A 17,613-nucleotide genomic window follows, 5' to 3' on the forward strand; every position below is an offset into this window, starting at 1 on the left:
AGGGCGCCGCCCAATCAAAATCGCGACATACCGGCATCAAAAAACCGTTTTGGCGCCCGACGGAAACGGCTAAGCTGGCGCGATGCAATCGCCGCCCAAGATCGAGACCACAAACACGAAGCGGTTCCAGGCCAAGCGCGACGCTATCCTCGCCGCCGCGGCTGCCGCGATCAACGAGCAGAGCGCGAAGGGTATGACCTTCGCCGACGTCGCGCGGCGGGTGGGGCTGAACACCACCTCGGTCACCTATTATTTCAAGCGCAAGGAGGACCTTGCCGCCGCCGCCTTCGAGCAGACGCTGGCCTGGCTCGACGCGATCCTCGACCAGGCACTCGCAGAGGCCACGCCGGAGGCGCGCGTCGCCCGCTTCCTGGGCGTCAACATGGAACGGCTGGCGCGGATCGGCCGCGGCGAGGAACAGGCGGTCGCGATGTTGTCCGATCTGCGCGCGATGGAAGAGCCGCTGAAGGGCAAGCTGCTCACCGGCTGGCGCAACATCTTCCGCAAGACCCGCAGCCTGTGGGGCACCGAGGGCAGCCGCGCCGAGACCGACCTGCGCGGCGCGCGGGCGCATGTGCTGCTCGAGAACAGCTTCTGGCTCAACGCCTGGATCTCGCGCTACGAGATCGACGAATATCCGCGTGTCGAGGCGCGCCTGATGGACGTGTTCCGCCACGGCATCGCCGCGCCGGGCGAGCGTTGGGCGCCCGAATTGTTCGAGTTGGTCCATGAAGAACCCGAACCCGGCCGCGAGGCGTTCCTGCTCGCCGCCACCCGGCTGATCAACGAGCTCGGCTATCGCGGCGCCTCGGTGCAGCGGATCGCCTCGGAGCTGAACGTCACCAAGGGCAGCTTCTATCATCATCTCGATGCCAAGGATGACCTCGTCATCGCCTGCTACAAGCGCAGCTTCGACATTCTTGCCGATGCGCAGCGGCTGGCGGAAAGCCACGCAGGCAGCCAGTGGCAGCGGATCGAGAGCACGCTGGCGACGCTGCTCGACTATCAGTTTTCGGAGCGCGGCCCTTTGCTGCGCACGACCGCGCTTTCCGGCCTGCCGTCGCACGTGCGCAACACCATGCTCGATCGCTCGAACCGGATCGCCCGGCGCTTTGCCGGCATGCTCTCCGACGGCATCGCCGAGGGCACGATCCGGCCGATCGACCCGCTGGTCGCCAGCCAGGCGCTGATGGCGCTGCAGAACGCCGCGTTCGACATGCGCAAATGGGCGAGCACCATGCCGCGCGAGCGTGCGGTGACCTTCTACGCGTCCACGCTCGCCTATGGCCTGTTCGACGATCGCGTGCTGCGGGACTGATTAAAAAGAGGCCGGAGGATCGCGCCTCCGGCCCAGTGCTTTCCTCCCCAGGAAATTCAGAAGCGGGTGCGCACCGTTACGCCATAGGTGCGCGGTTCGGCGAGATAGGCCGAGAAGATCTGGCGCCCGCCCGGATAGCGGGGATCGGTGAACGGCGCGCCGGTCGCCCCCTCCTGGAAGGGCGAGTTGAACACGACCTGGCTGTAATGGGTGTCGAACAGGTTCTGCCCCCACAGCTCGATCGCCCAGCGCTCTTCCTTGCCGCGGATGCCGATGCGGCCGTTCACCACGTTGAAGCCGTCCTGGATCTTCTGCGGGAACAGGTCGGAGCCGGTGTTGAAGTCGCTCGTCAGGCGGGTGTCGAAATAGACCAGGCCGCTCAGCCCCGAATTGCCGAGCCTCGGAGTCCAGGCGACCGATGCAGTGGCGACAATCTCGGGGGCGTTCGACAGGTTCTTGCCCGGCAGCAGCCGCAGCGCCTGGTCGAGCGGCGCGCCGGTGTCGCTGCCGACGAGCTGGTTGCGATAATGGGTGTCGGCATAGGTGAGCCCCAGCCCGACGCGGAAATCGCGTATTGGCACCAGTGACGCTTCGAGCTCGACGCCTTGCGAGACCACGCCATAGCCGACATTCGATGCCGAACAGGCGCCGGTAGTGGCAGCGGCGGCGTTGTAGTTGCTCGCGGTGGTGAACTTGCTCTGGTCGCGATCGCCGCCGTTCAGGCTTGCAGTGCAGCCGTTGATGTTCTGCACCAGGAAGACGGTGCCGTTGAACGTGTTGAGCTGGAAGTTCTTGAACTGCTGGCGGAAGGCCGAGAGGTTCAGGCTGAACGCGCGGGTGGAGTATTTCAGGCCGATCTCGAAGGCATCGTTGGTCTCCGGCGCGAATTGCAGCGCGCCGACCAGCGCCTGCGCCCCGCCGGCGGCAGCGAAGGGCAGGATCGGCACCTTGAGCGCCGACTTGTCAAGGTTGAAGCCACCTGCCTTATAGCCGCGCGAATAGCTGCCATAGAGCAGCAGGTCGTTGGTCGGCTTGTACGAGAGGATCGCGGTGCCCGTGAACTGGTCTTCCTTGCGGGTGTCGCTGATCGAGACACCGTTGAGTTCGGCGGTGGAATTGCCTTGGCACGACAGGCCGAGGATGCCGTCGATGACCGCCGTCAGCGACGCAACCGAGCGCAGCGGCAGCAACGCGTTCTGGTTGGCGACGCAGGCGGTGTTGTCGTTGCCGAAGGTGGCGTTGAGCCGCTTGCGCTCGTTCGTGTAACGAAGGCCAAGGGTGAGGTCCAAGCCTTTGGTAACATGGAAGATGTTATGCGTGAACAGCGCCCAGTTGCGGCTGTTCTGCTTGTAGAAGTCGCGCGTCGTGCCGCGATCGTTGATACCGTCCAGCCGATCGAACGCGGCGTAGATCAGCGGCGATGCGGCGCCGAACACGGCAGGTCGCGCCGCAAGGCATCCCGCCGAGGCCGGCGAATAGAGTCCCGCCAGCCCGCCGCCGGAGACGATGCGGCAGGTCGCGAAACGGCCATATTGGTTGCCGAAGCGCAGATTGTCGACGACGGTCAGGTCCTCGTTCGCGTAATAGCCGCCGACCAGCCAGTCGAGCCGCTCGTTGAAGGCCGAGCCGTTCAGGCGCAATTCCTGGCTGAAGGTTTCGAACGCGCGCGAGGAGTTGGCATTGGGCGCGCGGTACAGGATGTCGACGAAGCTGTAGTCCGTGTCGGCGCCCTGGCTGGCGAAATAGTTGCGATAGCCGGTGATCGAGGTGAGCTTGACGTCGCCCAGCGTCCAGTCGACCTGGACCGAGCCGCCCCAGTCCTCGGTGATGCCGCCATAGCTGCGACCCGGCGTCGAATAGACGTTGCGGCTGAACGGATTGCTGAACGCGGCCATGGGCTGGCCGAGATCGCGCATCACCCGCACGATGTTGTTGGACGACGGGCTGGTCAGATCGCCGATGTTCGGGTTGGTCGCCGAATCGACATAGGCTGCGGCGCAGCACTCTTCCTTGCGATGCGTATAGTCGCCGATCAGGCGGATGCGCAGGTCGCTGGACGGCTCGAACAGCAGCTGGCCGCGCAGGAAATAGCGGTCGCGATTGTTGACGTCGCGATTGTTGGTCACGTCGTGGTAGAAGCCGTCGCGCTTCATGTAGACGCCGTCGAGCCGGCCGGACACCGTCGTGCTGAGGGGCACGTTGACATAGCCCTGCAGGCGGATCGCATTGTAATTGCCATAGGTCGCCTCGCCGCCTGCCCCGAAGGTCGGGCTCGGCATCTTCGAGACGATGTTGATGATGCCGGCCGAGGCATTGCGGCCGAACAGCGTGCCCTGCGGCCCGCGCAGCACCTCGATCCGCTCGATTTCGCCGAGTTCGTTGAGGCCGATGCCCGAGCGCGAGCGATAGACCCCGTCGATGAACACCGCCACCGAGCTTTCGAGCCCCGGATTGTCGCCGACCGTACCGATACCACGAATACGTGCCGAGCCATTGGCTTCGCTGCCCGTCGACGAGACGAGGAGCGAAGGCGCCACCTGGTTGAGCGCGCGAATGTCGTTGGCACCGGTCTGCTGTAGCGTTTCGGCACTGACTGCCGAGACCGCGATCGGCACATCGGCAAGCGCCTGGGCGCGGCCCTGCGCGGTGACGATGATCTCGTTATCGGACTGCGCGGCATGTGCCGCACCAGGATCCTGTTGTTCGGGGGGTGTCTGTTGCGCGTGCGCGGGCGCTGCGAGCGCCATGACGAGTGCCGGCACTGCACAGGCCGACATAAGGCGTAGCCGCATATCAATCCTCTCCACCGAGGTTGGAGCTGTGTTTCCGCTCCATACCCGAAGCTCGAATACACGCCTTCCGCTAAGGGTCGTCAAGCAAAACTAAAGTTGCAAAATGCCACTTGAATGCAATCGTTGCAGATGGGGCACAGTGTTGCACAAACCGATGCGGTGGCCTGTAGCCTTCGGCCCCGTGGGCTCCCTATCATGTCCGGGTAATCGCCTGCGGCTTCTGGTTCCTCGCGCAGCCGGGCAGTTCAACGGCGCGCCATGGCAACCTGCGCGACGCTGCGTTACGATAGGCCTGATGGCCAGGAGGGGGAAAGCAGCATGTCGTTTCATCATCGCGCGGTACCGATCGTCCTGGCGGCGGTGCTGATCGACTCGATCGGCTTCGGCGTGATCCTGCCGGTGCTGCCGCGGCTGATCGTCACCCTTTCGCACACCAGCCTAGACGATGCCGCCCGCATCGGCGGCTGGATGCTCGTCGCCTTCGCCGTCGCGCAGTTTTTCGCCGGCCCGGTGCTCGGCACGCTCGGTGACAGCATCGGCCGCCGCCCGGTGCTGCTGTTCTCGATGGCCGCGTTCGCGATCGACTATGCGCTGATGGCCGCTGCGCCGACAATCGGATGGCTGTTCGTCGGTCGGGTCGTCGCAGGCATCGCCGGCGCGGTCTATGGCCCGGCCAATGCCGTGCTGGCGGACGTGACCCCGCCGGAAAAGCGCGGCGCGACCTTCGGCCTGATGGGCGCCGCCTTCGGGATCGGTTTCATCCTGGGGCCGGCGATCGGTGGGCTGCTCGCCAGTTTCGGCCCTCGCGCGCCGTTCCTCGCCGCGGCGGTGCTGGCCGGGCTCAACGCGCTATGGATCCTGTCGCTGTTGCCCGAGACGATCGATCCCGCACGCCGCCGCCCCTTCCGCTTGCGCAACGCCCACGTCTTCGCCGCCTTCGGTCCGCTATTCCAAGCCGGCAAGGCAAAGCCGCTGCTGCTGGCGGCCTTTCTGTGGCAGCTCGCGCACATGGTCTATCCGGCGACCTGGGCGTTCTTCGGCGAGATCGCGCTCGGCTGGGACGAGCGGATGATCGGCTGGTCGCTCGCCGTTTCCGGCATCTGTATGGCGCTGGTGCAGAGCTTCGTCACCGGCCGCGCGATCGCCGCCTGGGGCGAGGAGCGCACCGTGGTACTGGGCATGCTCGCCGGGGGCCTCGCCTTTCTCGGCTATTGCTTTGCGCGGCAGACCTGGATGGTGTTCGCGATCATCCCCTTCGCCGCCTTCCAGGGACTGGCATTTCCCTCGATTACCGCGCTGCTGTCGCGGATGACCGATCCGTCGCGACAGGGGGCGCTGCAGGGCGGCATGTCGGCACTGAGCAGCACCGCGCTGATCCTTGGGCCGCTGATCCTCAGCCAGTCGCTCGCCTTCGGGGCCGAGCGCGGGTTCCAGGGCGGCAATTTCGCCGTGGCAGCGCTGCTGGCATTGAGTGCGCTCGTGCTGATCGAATGGAAAGTCGTCCCGCGCGTCCATGGCGCGGCCGCGGCCTAGGTCCAGCACGAACGACAATTTGCGACACTTTGCGGGTGGCGATGACAAACCCGTGCGACAGCCGGCGCCGAAACAAAGGGCGTGCCGGGGGCGCGCCCCTGTCCCCGGCACGCCCTTCTCTCCAGGAGTTTCGGATGCTCAAACGTGTCACCCTCGCCGCGCTCGGCGCCTCGCTGCTCGCGGGCTCGGCGCTCGCGGCCCCGGCGGCGGCGCAGGACGGCCCGCGCGGCCCCCGCCCCGATCCGCTCGCCATGGCGGACCAGAACAAGGACGGCATCGTCACCCGCGACGAGATGCTCGCCAGCGTGGCGACGCGGTTCAATGCGATGGACGCCAATCACGACGGCAAGGTCACGCCCGAGGAGCGCGAAGCCTATCATGCGGCGCAACGGGCACGCATGGCTGGCCGCATGGCGCCGAAGAAGGACCTGACGCTGGCCGACGAGCAAGCGCGTGCCGCCCGGCTGTTCGACAGGATCGACACCAACCATGACGGCAAGATCGACGCCGCCGAGCGCCAGGCGGCCGTCCAGCGCATGATGGGCATGCGCCGCGGCGGCGGCTGGCGCGGCCGCCAGGGACCGCCCCCGGGCGACACGCCCCCGCCCCCTCCGACCGGCGGCAACTGACGCCAGCCGGAGCAGCCGGGCGGGAGGCCGCGGGTCCTCGCAGATCCTGTCCCCGTCGGGATCGCAGGCGCCTCCCCTGTCGCCGCACCGCGCGGTCCGCGGATCTCCTCCCTCCCGCCCGGCTCTTTTCCCTGCGCACAAAGGCGTTACTCTATTGACGATGTCCGAGGTCCCCCATCTCCTGCTCGTCGACGACGAACGTTCGATCCGCGAGCCGCTCGCGCAATATCTGACCAAGCAGGGGTTCCGCGTCACCCAGGCGGGCGATGCCGAGAGCGCCCGTGCGCGGCTCAACGCCTATGCGATCGATCTGGTGATCCTAGACATCATGATGCCGGGCGAGGATGGCCTGAGCCTGTGCCGGCACATCCGCGAGACGAGCGAGACGCCGGTCATCCTGCTCACGGCACGCAGCGAGGAGACTGATCGGATCGTCGGGCTGGAAATGGGCGCGGACGATTATGTCGTGAAGCCGTTCAGCCCGCGTGAACTCTCGGCCCGCATCAAGGTGGTGCTGCGCCGCTGGTCGGCCGGCGGCGCCAAGCAGCATGCACCGGAAACCGGCGCCTTCGCCTTTGCCGGCTGGGTGCTGCGCACCGGCGAGCGCGCGCTGGTCGATCGCGAAGGCGTGTCGGTGCCGCTGTCGACCGGCGAATACAGCCTGCTCCACGCTCTGGTGACGCGCCCCCGCCAGGTGCTCACCCGCGACCAGCTGCTCGATCTCACCCAGGGCCGCGAGGCCGCGGCGTTCGACCGCGCGGTCGACAACCAGGTCAGCCGGCTGCGCAAGAAGATCGAGCCGGACCCGAAGAACCCGTCGATCATCAAGACCGTCTGGGGCGGCGGCTACACCCTCGCGGCGGAGGTTACCCGGCTTTGACCCGGTTCCTCCCGACCAGTCTCATTGCCCGGATCGCCCTGCTCGTCGCCGCGGCGCTGTTCGTGGCGCAGGCGATCAATTTCACGCTGCTGCTCCACGAGCGCCAGAAAGCCCGGTTCGCGCTGGTGATCGTGCCAGCCACCACGCGCCTCGCCGACGCCGCCGAGCGCCTGCTGGCCCTGCAGCGAGAGACGCCGCTTCAGCCCGGTGCAGTGAAGAATCGCTTCCTCTCCGATCCGCGCACGCATGTGAGGCTCCATGCCGAAAACCCGTTCGCGCGCGAGGACGAAAACCGCCGCCCCGATGTCGAGCGCGACCTGCGCCGGGGGCTGGAGGATGCCGGCCTGCACGCGGGCAAGATCATGGCCGCGCTCCGCCCGGTAAATCCGAAGCGCCTGCTCGATCCCAAGCTCGATCCGCTCCGTGCCGAGCGGTTGCGCCGCATGGGCGCCGAAATGCTCGTCGCGGTCGAATTGCCAGGCAAGGGCTGGCTCACGCTGGCGACGCCATGGCCGCGCACAGACTTCGACCTGATCTGGCAACTCGCCGCGCAGACGCTGATCCTCTACGTGGTCGTGCTGGTGCCGGTGCTACTCGTCGGCGGCCGCATCGCGCGGCCGCTGCGCACGCTGACCGAGGCCGCGCGCACCTTCCGCCCCGGTGGCGACACCCCGCCGATCCGCGAGCGTGGGCCCAGCGACGTACGCGCGCTGATCGCCGCCTATAACGCGCTCAGCCGTCGCGTGACGACGATGCTCGACGAGAAGGACCGCATGCTCGGCGCGATCGGCCATGACCTGCGTACGCCCCTCCAGGCCTTGCGGGTGCGGATTGAGTCCGTCGAGGACGAGGACGATCGCGCCCGTATGGCCGACACCGTCGACGAGATGAGCCGCACGCTGGACGATATCCTGTCGCTCGCGCGGCTGGGCCGGCCGAGCGAGCCCAACACCGATGTCGATCTGGGCGCGCTTGTCGACGCGGTGGTCGAGGATTTCCGCGATCTCGATCATGACGTGACCTTCGAGGAGCCCGAGCGGCTCAAGATGCGGCTGCGGCCGACGCTGATGCGGCGGGCGGTGCGCAACCTGATCGAGAATGCGGTAAAATATGCCGGCGCGGCCGAAGTGCGGTTGATTCCGGTGACCGACCGCGTGACCATCGAGGTGTGCGATCGCGGCCCCGGCGTACCGCCGGACAAGCTGGAAGCGGTGTTCAACCCGTTCACCCGCCTGGAGCAATCGCGCAACCGCGATACCGGCGGGATCGGGCTCGGCCTCGCGCTGGCGCGAGCGATCGTCAACGATGCTGGGGGGACGATCGCGCTGGCCAACCGCCAGGGCGGCGGCCTTACCGCGACGATCACGCTGCCGCGGTAGTGCTTAGCCCCTCCTCCTTGGAGGAGGGGTTGGGGTGGAGGGATTCCAGAACCTCTGTTGGTCTCGGTGAGACACTGCCCCACCCCAACCCCGCATCAGGTGAACAGCGCCCCGCGCTGTTCAGGCACTGCCGGGGGCAGGGCCGACCTGATGCGCCTGAAGGGGAGGGGCTTAGTGCAGACAAAAAAATGCCGCGCTCCCCATCGGAAGCGCGGCAATTTTTCTAGCGAAAACTCCGGCTGATCAGCCGACGATTTCTTCCGGCTGGAAGAAGAAGGCGATCTCGATCGCGGCATTCTCTTCCGAATCCGAACCATGGACCGAATTGGCTTCGATCGACTCGGCCAGTTCCTTGCGGATCGTGCCCGGCTCGGCATTCGCCGGGTTGGTGGCGCCCATGATGTCGCGGTTGCGCTGCACGGCGTTCTCGCCCTCGAGCACCTGCACGACGACCGGACCCGAGATCATGAACTCGACGAGGTCGTTGAAGAAGGGGCGCTCCTTGTGGACGCCGTAGAAGCCCTCGGCCTGCTCGCGGGTCATCTGGATACGCTTGGAAGCGACGACGCGCAGGCCAGCCTCTTCCAGCATCTTGGTGACGGCGCCGGTCAGGTTGCGGCGAGTGGCATCGGGCTTGATGATCGAAAAGGTCCGGGTCGCGGCCATGGCCGTGCGGCTCCTGTAGTTGGTGATGAAAGGAAGTCGCGGCTCCCTAGTCCTGCCGCGTCCTCAATGCAAGCTCAGGCAACTTGTGCCCAACGTCCATTTTCGTCCTGTCGCCAATAGCGGCGCTCGACGCCGTCGCGTTCGCCCAGCGCGCGCCATGCAGCACGCGCCGCGCCGATGCTCTCCTCGTCGAACAGGTGGAAGGCGCGCTCGAACGCCAGCGCCTCGTCGCGCCAGACGCCGTCGACCAGCGCCACGTTGCGCGCGCCGTTGGCGGGCGTGACCGCCTCGGCGATCAGCGCCGGCTGCTCGGCATCCCAATCGCCGCCTTCCTGGGCATGGGGCAGGAAGCTCGCCGGCTGATATGTCCATAGCAGCTGGTCAAGCCGGGTGCGCAGCGCCGGATCGCCGGCGACGATCAGCAATCGCCCGCCGCTGCCGAGCACCTTTTCGGCGACCGAGGGCAGCACGCGATCGAGCGGCGCCAGGGTAAGGTGATAGAAATCGACCTGCATGCGGGGCCCCTTAGCCCGGATGTGCGTTCCGGCCAACGCACCCGCCGTTGCGGAGGCGCAATCGCTGCGATAGGGCAGAAGCCCGTCAGCCGGGGAGTGACGATAAAGGTGGGAGTTTTCGTGAAGCGCAAGGCCATGTTCTTCCCGGCCGCGCTCGGTCTGTGTCTTGCGACCCAGGCACGTGCTCAGCAGGCGCCCGAATCGCGCCCTCTGCCTGCCGGCCAGGCAGCCGGCGCTGCGGTGCCCGCCGCCAATCTGCAGGACCGGCCCGCCGAGCCTGCCCCGCCACTGCCGAACGGCGTGTCGGACGATCCCAACCAGGTCCAGTTCACCGCCGACCAGCTCGATTACGACATGAACACCGATGTCGTGACGGCGAGCGGCGATGTGCGCCTCTACCGCGAGAGCAACCGCCTGCGGGCGGACCGCGTCACCTGGGATCGTCGCACCGGCAAGGTGATGGCTGAGGGCAATATTGTCGTCGCCAATCCGCAGGGCGACGCGGCCTATGGCGACAGCATCGAACTGACCGACACGCTGAAGGACGGCGTGGTCGACAATATGCTGGTGGTGCTCGAAGCCGGCGGCCGCATCGCCGCGCAGCGCGGCTCCCGCAACGATGGCGGCGTCATCACCGTCGAGAACGCCGCCTATACGCCCTGCTCGGTCACCGACAGCTCGGGCTGCCCCAAGGAGCCCTCGTGGAAGATCACCGCCGATCGCGTCGTCTATGACCCGGCGCGGCATCGGCTGCGCTACAAGGGCGCGCGCATTTCGGTGTTCGGCTTCGCGACCGTTCCGCTGCCCGCCTTTTCGCACCCGGCGGGCGGCCAGAGCGATTCGGGCCTGCTGACGCCCGACGCGCGCTACAGCCGCACCAACGGCTTCCAGCTTGCCCTGCCCTACTTCATCAGCATCGCCCCCAATCGCGACCTGACCGTGACGCCGCGCGTGTTTTCCAACACGCTGCCGATGCTGCAGGCGGATTATCGCGAGCTCAACAGCCTCGGTTCGTTCCGGGTGCAGGCGTACGGCACCTATAGCCGCCGTGCCGACGACCTGACCGTAGCGCCCAGCCCCGACACGCTGCAGAACGACTTTCGCGGCTATCTCGACCTGGTCGGCCGCTACCAGCTCGACTCCAACTGGAACGTGCATGCCTCGCTGCGGGTGGCGAGCGACCGCACCTTCCTGCGCCGCTACGATATTTCGCGCGACGACCGGCTGCGCAACAACCTCTCGATCGAGCGGATCGACGCCGACAGCTATTTCGTGATCAACGCCTGGGCGGTGCAGACGCTGCGGGTCGGCGACCGCCAAGGCCTGCAGCCGGTGGCGCTGCCCGAGATCGACTATCGTCGCCGCCTCGACGACGGCCTGATCGGCGGCAAGTTCGATTTCCAGCTGAACACGCTCGCGCTGACCCGCACCGGCGGACAGGATACGCAGCGCGCCTTCACCAGCGCGCAGTGGAGCCTGCGCCGGCTGACCAACTGGGGTCAGGAAGTGACCTTCACCGCCTATACGCGCGGCGACATCTACAACACGTCGGACACGCTCGCGACGAGCGTGGTCAGCTACCGCGGGCAGGACGGGTTCCGCTTCCGCGGGATCGCGGCTGGCGCTGTCGACGTGAAATGGGCGTTCGTCGGCGATTTCCTCGGCGGCTCGCAGCGGATCACGCCGCGCGTCCAGATGGTCGCGTCGCCGCACCTCGAGAACATGGACGTGCCGAACGAGGATGCTCGCGCCGTCGATCTCGAGGATTCGAACCTGTTCGCGCTCAATCGCTTCGCCGGCTATGACCGGTTCGAGGATTCGACGCGCTTCACCTACGGCCTCGATTACGCGCTGTACCTGCCGGGCTTCAGCGTCGAGGCGAATGTCGGCCAGAGCTACCGTCTGACCAAGCGGCCGACGCTGCTGCCCGACGGCACCGGCCTCAACGACCGCCTCTCGGACATCGTCGGTCGCACGGTCATCCGCTTCCACGATTTCCTGACGTTCACCCACCGCTATCGGCTGGACAAGGACGGCCTGGCGGTACGGCGGAACGAGATCGACATGTCGCTCGGCTCGCGCGCCACCTATATCCAGGTCGGCTATCTGCGGCTCAACCGCAATGTCGATCCGACGCTGGAGGATCTGCAGGATCGCGAGGAGCTTCGCCTCGGCGCGCGCGTGCAGTTCGCCCGCTTCTGGTCGCTGTCGGGCTCGACGCTGATCGACCTGACCGACAAGCAGGAAGATCCGCTGTCGCTGGCCAATGGCTTCCAGCCGATCCGCCACCGCATCGGGCTGTTCTACGAGGACGACTGCCTGCGCATCGGCACCACCTGGCGGCGCGACTATGCCACCACCGGCGACGCGCAGCGCGGCAACTCCTATCTGCTTACGCTCGCCTTCAAGAACCTCGGCCGCTAGAAGCCCCGGTCCGGGGGATTCGCCGCTAAGCCTTGGTTCAGGCACAATTGGCGATTATGCGCTGCTTCCCGTTTGAGAATAAGGGTCGTTCTGAAGTGATGATGGGTGTGGGCAGGATTGCGGGAACGGGTGCCAAGTGGCTGGTCGGGGCAGGCATCGCCGCCCTCGCGACGATGGCGGTGGCGCAGACCGTGCCGGGCCAGGACAGCGCCTCGGCGCCGAACACCGGGCTCGACCTGCCGAGCACGCTGGAGATCTTCGGCAAGGCCGATCCCAACGTCCGCAAGCCGACCGCGATCGTCAACGACTATGTGATCACCGGCACCGAGGTCGATCAGCGCGTTGCGCTGGTCACGGGCATGCAGAAGCTCACCCTGAAGCCCGAGGAGCGCGAGCAGCTGAAGCTTGCGATGCTCCGCCAGCTGATCGACGAGACGCTGGAGATCCAGGAGGCCAAGGCCAACGAGATCAAGATCGAGCCGCGCGAGGTGGAGTCGAGCTTTGCCCGCGTCGCCGCGCGCTTCCAGAAGACGCCCGAGCAGATGCGCGCCTGGCTGCGCGAGATCGGTTCCTCGGAACGCTCGATCAAGCGACAGGTCGAGGCGGAGCTGGCCTGGAGCCGGCTGCTGCGGCGCCGCGTCAACGTGAATGTCGGCGAAGCCGAGGTGAAGGCGATGATCGATCGCCTCACCGCCCAGAAGGGCACCGACGAATATCACGTCTACGAGATCTATCAGAACGCCACGCCCGATCGCGCCCAGGAAGTCTCCGGCGGCATGCAGAAGATGATCGAGCAGATGCGCCAGGGCACGCCGTTCGACTATCTGGCGCGCACCTATTCGCAGAGCTCGACCCGTGCGCGCGGCGGCGATCTCGGCTGGATCCAGCCGGCGATGCTGCCTGAGGCGCTCGCCCAGGCGGTGCAGGACATGCAGCCGGGCCAGGTGGCGGGGCCGATCCCGCTCTCGGCCGGTTTCTCGATCGTGTATCTGGCGGACAAGCACAAGGTCGGCGTTGCCGATCCGCGCGACGCCAAGCTGAGCCTGCGCCAGCTCTCGCTAAGCTTCGCCAAGGGCACCACCGAGGCGCAGGCCAGCAGCCGCGCCGCCGCCTTCGCCAAGGCGACCCAGGCGATCCGCGGCTGCGGTGACGTCAGCAAGGTCGCCGCGGCCGAGGGCGCCGAGGTGGTCGATCGCGACAATATCGTGATCAAGGACCTGCCGCCGGCGCTGCAGAACCTGATCCTGCCGCTGCAGGTCGGCCAGTCGACGCAGCCCTTCGGCTCGATCGAGGACGGTGTGCGCGTGCTGGTGATCTGCGGCCGCGACGATCCGCCCGCCGCCTACACCCCCTCGGTGGAGCAGGTGCAGGAGCAGCTGGAGGACCAGCGGGTCAACCTTCGTGCCGAGCGCATGCTGCGTGACCTGCGGCGCGACGCGCTGATCGAATATCGCTGAGATGACGGCCGGGGGCGCCACCCTGCCTCCGCTCGCCGTCGCCATGGGCGACTCGGCGGGGATCGGGCCGGAAATCACCGCCAAGGCGTGGGAAGCACGTCGCGCGGAAGGTCTCGTGCCGTTTTTCGGCGTGGGCGACCCCAACGCCGTGCGCGCGGTGTGGGACGGCCCGATCGCGCCGATCGGCGACCCCCTCGAGGCATCTGCAGTCTTCGCCGACGCGCTGCCGCTGCTGCCGATCGGCGACACCGGAGCAGTGGTGCCGGGCATGCCCTCCTTGGGCACCGCGCATATCGCGCTGCAATCGCTGGAGGTCGCGACCGGCCTTGCCAGCGCCGGGGCGGCCGGCGCGCTGGTGACCGGGCCGGTTTCCAAGGCGCAGCTGTACGCGATCGGCTTCACCCATCCCGGCCAGACCGAGTTCGTCGCCGAACGTTGCGGCATCACCGCCGACAATGCGGTGATGATGCTTGCGGGCCCGACGCTGCGGGTGGTGCCGATCACCGTGCATGTGCCGCTGGCGCAGGTGCCGTCGCTGATCAGCCCCGAGCTGGTCGTCGCCAAGGGCCGCGTCACCGCGCGCGGGCTGCAGCGCAATTTCGGCATCGCCCAGCCGCGGCTCGCCTTTGCCGGGCTCAACCCGCATGCCGGCGAAGGCGGCGCGATCGGGCATGAGGAAATCGACGTGCTGCTGCCCGCGATCGAGCAATTGCGTGCCGAGGGTATCGACGCAACCGGGCCCTTCGCCGCCGACACGCTGTTCCACGCCCGCGCCCGCCAGGGCTATGACGCGGCGCTCTGCCTCTACCACGACCAGGCGCTGATCCCGATCAAGACGCTGCATTTCGACGACGGGGTCAACATGACGCTCGGCCTGCCGATCGTCCGCACCTCGCCCGATCATGGCACCGCCTTCGGCATCGCCGGACAGAACCTCGCGCATCCGGGCGCAATGATCGCCGCCATCCGGATGGCCGCCAGCGCTGCGCAACGCCGAGCCGAAGCCGCAGCGTGACCGCCCTTCCCCCGCTCCGCGACGTCATTGCCAAATACGGGTTGAGCGCCAGCAAGGCGCTCGGCCAGAACTTCCTGTTCGATGGCCAGCTGCTCGGCCGGATCGCCAAGGTGCCCGGCGACATCGCGGGTACCGAGATTTTCGAGGTCGGTCCCGGGCCCGGCGGCCTCACCCGTGCGCTGCTCCAGGCCGGTGCCAGCGTCACCGCGGTCGAGCGCGACCGGCGCTGCATTCCCGCGCTCGAGGAACTGGGCGGCTATTTCCCGGGCAAGCTCCGCGTGATCGAAGGCGATGCGCTGGAGGTGGATGCGCCGGCGCTGTTCGCGGGCAAGCCGCACGTCGTTGCCAACCTGCCCTATAATGTCGGCACGGCGCTGCTGATCGGCTGGCTTTCGGCCGACTGGCAACCCTGGTGGGCCAGCCTGACGCTGATGTTCCAGAAGGAAGTCGCCGAGCGCATCGTCGCGCAGGCGGGCACCGAACATTATGGCCGGCTCGCCGTGCTCGCCCAGTGGCGGAGCGCCCCGCGGATCGCGATGGGCGTGCACCGCTCGGCCTTCACCCCGCCGCCCAAGGTGATGTCGGCGGTGGTGCATATCGTTCCCGGCGAAGCCCCCGAAGGCGTGCAGCTGCGCGTGCTGGAAGCGGTGACCGCGGCAGCGTTCGGCCAGCGCCGCAAGATGCTGCGCCAGAGCCTCAAGCCGGTGCCGGGTGCCTTGGCGGCGCTGGAGTCGCTCGGCATCGATGCCAGCCGCCGCGCCGAGACGGTCAGCGTCGCCGAATTCGTCGCGATCGCCCGTGAATTGGGACGCCCGGCCTGACGTCAGTCCCGGTTGCCGCGGAACAGCCGCAGCACCGGCACCAGCGAGGCATGGTCGTCGGTCCATCCGGCAAAGCCCGGCTCGGCGACGAGCGGTCGCCACGCCCCGTCCCGCGCGCGCAGCGCCGCCAGTGACCGCGGCGAACGGCTGAGCGCGATCCAGTCGGACACCGCGCCCTCCGCCTGCCGCTCGAGCGCGCTGGGTACATGGACGAGCCGCAGTCCCTGCCAGCCGCCCGCCTTGGCGGCACCGGCCACTACCGGCGCGAGCGCGAGGAAGCGGTTCGAGATATGGACGAGCAGCAGCCCCTCCGATGACAGCACCTGGCCATAGGTGGCGAAGGCCTCCGCGGTCATCAGGTGCATCGGCACCGCGTCGGAGGAGAAGGCGTCGAGCGCGAGCAGGTCGAGGCTCGCAGGCGGCAGCTCGCCGAGCCGGAGCCGCGCGTCGCCGACAAGGATATGCGCCTGGGGTGCGCAGAGGCGCAGGAAGGTAAAGGCGCCGGTGTCGCGGGCGAGATGCACCACGGCGGGATCGATCTCGAAGAACCGCCAGTCCTGCCCCGGCTGCGCATAGCACGCCAGCGTCCCGGTCCCGAGCCCGACCACGCCGATCCGCGCACGGGGGCCATAGAGCGCCGGCGCCGCCTGCATCGCCTGCCCCACGCCCGACCCCGCCTGATAATAGGTCGTCGGCAGCCGTGCGCGATCGCCCTTCAGCTGGACGCCGTGCACCGTGGTGCCATGGGCGAGCCGCCGCTGGTCGGGCTGATCGGTGACCGTGTAGACACCGAAATAGCTTCGCGTCCTTGCGCCGCTCAGCGAAGTCTGGATGGCGGTATAGCCGCCGAACAGGAACAGCGCGCCGCACAGCGCCACCGCATAGGGCAAGCGGGCGCCGACCGTCACCAGCCCGATGGCGCCGATCGCGAGAAAGCCAAGCTGGACATGCATCGGCCCGAGCAGCTTGTCGGTCGAGCCGATCAGGACGATGGCGACCACCGCGACGCCTAGTGCGAGCCCGACAGGCTTGCGGCGGGGGCCCGACCACAGGCTTTCCAGCGGGCCGGTCAGCGGTCGCTGCGGGATCAAGAGGCCCGCAGCGAGGATCAGCAGCGGATATTCATAGGTCCAGTCGAACAGCACGGGCGCCAGCAACCCGGCGAACACGCCGCCCAGCGCCCCGCCGAGCGCCATGGCCAGATAGAAGCCGGTCAGTCGATCGGCCGGCGGGCGAAGCGCATAGAGCCGGGCATGGCAGGCGACCGACACCGCGAACAGCAGGACAAGGCCGATGACCGCGTTGAAATAGGCCAGCCGCTGGTCGCCGGCGATCAATGTCGCGCCGAACAGCAGCAGCACGAGCGGTACGCACCGGCCGAGCAGGTCGTCGAGCAACACCGAGCTGCGGAACGCCACCGGGAAGCTCAGCAGGTACAGGCCGAGCGGCAGCACCCAGAGCAGCGGCACGGCGACGATATCGGTGGTGAGAAAGGTGGTCGTCGCGAGCATCAGCCCCGACGGGACCAGCGCCAGCGCGATCCAGCGTGCCCAGTCCCGCACGATCGTCGCCGGGGCAGCCTGCCGGGGCGGTGCCACCGGTTCCCGCCGCGGCAGGCGACTGGCGCAGGCGAGCACCAGCAGCGCGACCACCGCATAGCCGAAGGTCCACAGCCAGCTCTGGTCGCGGAGGCGCAGGAACGGCTCGACCAGCAGCGGATAGGCGAGCAGCCCGCCAAAGCTGCCGATGTTCGACGCGGCATAGAGCGCATAGGGATCGCGGCCACCGCTGGCGGCGGCGTACCAGCGCTGGAGCAGCGGCGCCTGGGCGGAGATCGCCAGGAACAGCGGCCCGATCGCCGCGGTCAGCAGCCACGGCACCCAGAGCGCGGGCTCCGCGCCGATCGGCACCTGCATCGTGCCCAGCCCGATCGGCAGCCACAGCGCGGCGGCAGCCAGCAGGCCGAGATGCACCGCCGCCTGGGTCCGCACCCGGAACCGCCCCAGCCAATGCGCATAGCCATATCCCACCAGCAGCAGCGCCTGGTAGACCAGCATCGCCGAGTTCCACACCGCCGGCGCCCCGCCGAGCCGCGGCAGCGCCATCCGCGCGACCATCGGCTGGACCAGGAACAGCAGGAACGATCCGGCGAGGATCGTGGCGACGAACAGCGCGCGCAACATG

Annotated in this window: 13 protein-coding genes; 9 read left to right on the top strand and 4 right to left on the bottom strand. The window is 67.8% G+C overall.

Going from position 1 to position 17,613, the window contains the following annotated elements; all coding sequences use genetic code 11:
• Positions 1 to 82: 82 nt before the first annotated feature.
• Entirely contained in the window at positions 83 to 1,318 is a 1,236-nt protein-coding gene (locus SAZ01S_RS05965) for a TetR/AcrR family transcriptional regulator (protein ID WP_084580997.1), read from the top strand.
• Positions 1,319 to 1,374: 56 nt separating this feature from the next.
• Here SAZ01S_RS05965 and SAZ01S_RS05970 read toward each other — a convergent pair whose 3' ends face one another.
• Positions 1,375 to 4,110 carry a TonB-dependent receptor gene (locus SAZ01S_RS05970; RefSeq protein ID WP_084580999.1) on the bottom strand — a complete coding sequence of 912 codons (2,736 nt, stop codon included), beginning with the start codon at positions 4,108 to 4,110 and terminating at the stop codon, positions 1,375 to 1,377.
• Between the two features lie 318 nt (positions 4,111 to 4,428).
• Here SAZ01S_RS05970 and SAZ01S_RS05975 point away from each other — a divergent pair, with 318 nt between their 5' ends.
• The 4 genes from SAZ01S_RS05975 to SAZ01S_RS05990 all read left to right on the top strand — a co-directional run bounded on the left by SAZ01S_RS05975 (position 4,429) and on the right by SAZ01S_RS05990 (position 8,531).
• Positions 4,429 to 5,643 (top strand): TCR/Tet family MFS transporter, encoded by a 1,215-nt coding sequence (locus SAZ01S_RS05975; RefSeq protein WP_084581001.1) that lies wholly within the window; start codon positions 4,429 to 4,431, stop codon positions 5,641 to 5,643.
• Between the two features lie 134 nt (positions 5,644 to 5,777).
• Positions 5,778 to 6,272: an EF-hand domain-containing protein gene (locus SAZ01S_RS05980; protein WP_084581003.1), complete on the top strand. Its 495-nt coding sequence runs from the start codon at positions 5,778 to 5,780 to the stop codon at positions 6,270 to 6,272.
• 160 nt (positions 6,273 to 6,432) lie between these two features.
• Positions 6,433 to 7,152, top strand: a complete 720-nt coding sequence (locus SAZ01S_RS05985; RefSeq protein ID WP_084581005.1) for a response regulator — start codon at positions 6,433 to 6,435, stop codon at positions 7,150 to 7,152.
• Positions 7,149 to 8,531, top strand: a complete 1,383-nt coding sequence (locus SAZ01S_RS05990; protein WP_084581007.1) for a sensor histidine kinase — start codon at positions 7,149 to 7,151, stop codon at positions 8,529 to 8,531. The genes SAZ01S_RS05985 and SAZ01S_RS05990 overlap by 4 nt, the downstream gene beginning before the upstream one ends.
• 243 nt (positions 8,532 to 8,774) lie before the next feature.
• Here SAZ01S_RS05990 and ndk read toward each other — a convergent pair whose 3' ends face one another.
• Positions 8,775 to 9,197 carry a nucleoside-diphosphate kinase gene (gene ndk, locus SAZ01S_RS05995; protein ID WP_084581009.1) on the bottom strand — a complete coding sequence of 141 codons (423 nt, stop codon included), beginning with the start codon at positions 9,195 to 9,197 and terminating at the stop codon, positions 8,775 to 8,777.
• Positions 9,198 to 9,271: 74 nt separating this feature from the next.
• Positions 9,272 to 9,712 carry a DNA polymerase III subunit chi gene (locus SAZ01S_RS06000; RefSeq protein WP_084581011.1) on the bottom strand — a complete coding sequence of 147 codons (441 nt, stop codon included), beginning with the start codon at positions 9,710 to 9,712 and terminating at the stop codon, positions 9,272 to 9,274.
• Positions 9,713 to 9,847: 135 nt separating this feature from the next.
• Between SAZ01S_RS06000 and SAZ01S_RS06005 the strand changes: the two genes are divergently transcribed.
• The 4 genes from SAZ01S_RS06005 to rsmA all read left to right on the top strand — a co-directional run bounded on the left by SAZ01S_RS06005 (position 9,848) and on the right by rsmA (position 15,429).
• On the top strand, positions 9,848 to 12,136 hold the full coding sequence (locus SAZ01S_RS06005) for an LPS-assembly protein LptD (RefSeq protein ID WP_167693087.1): 2,289 nt from the start codon (positions 9,848 to 9,850) through the stop codon (positions 12,134 to 12,136).
• 98 nt (positions 12,137 to 12,234) lie between these two features.
• Positions 12,235 to 13,593 carry a peptidylprolyl isomerase gene (locus tag SAZ01S_RS06010; RefSeq protein WP_245824649.1) on the top strand — a complete coding sequence of 453 codons (1,359 nt, stop codon included), beginning with the start codon at positions 12,235 to 12,237 and terminating at the stop codon, positions 13,591 to 13,593.
• 1 nt (position 13,594) lies between these two features.
• A complete protein-coding gene (gene pdxA, locus SAZ01S_RS06015) occupies positions 13,595 to 14,608 on the top strand; it encodes a 4-hydroxythreonine-4-phosphate dehydrogenase PdxA (RefSeq protein ID WP_084581015.1) in 1,014 nt (337 codons plus the stop codon).
• Entirely contained in the window at positions 14,605 to 15,429 is an 825-nt protein-coding gene (gene rsmA / locus SAZ01S_RS06020; RefSeq protein ID WP_084581017.1) for a 16S rRNA (adenine(1518)-N(6)/adenine(1519)-N(6))-dimethyltransferase RsmA, read from the top strand. The genes pdxA and rsmA overlap by 4 nt, the downstream gene beginning before the upstream one ends.
• 2 nt (positions 15,430 to 15,431) lie before the next feature.
• On the opposite strand, the gene SAZ01S_RS06025 is transcribed toward rsmA, so the two are convergent.
• Positions 15,432 to 17,612 (bottom strand): spermidine synthase, encoded by a 2,181-nt coding sequence (locus SAZ01S_RS06025; protein WP_084581135.1) that lies wholly within the window; start codon positions 17,610 to 17,612, stop codon positions 15,432 to 15,434.
• Between the last annotated feature and the right edge of the window lies 1 nt (position 17,613).

The sequence above is a fragment of the Sphingomonas azotifigens NBRC 15497 genome (genome assembly GCF_002091475.1).
Taxonomy (GTDB): Bacteria; Pseudomonadota; Alphaproteobacteria; order Sphingomonadales; family Sphingomonadaceae; genus Sphingomonas; species Sphingomonas azotifigens.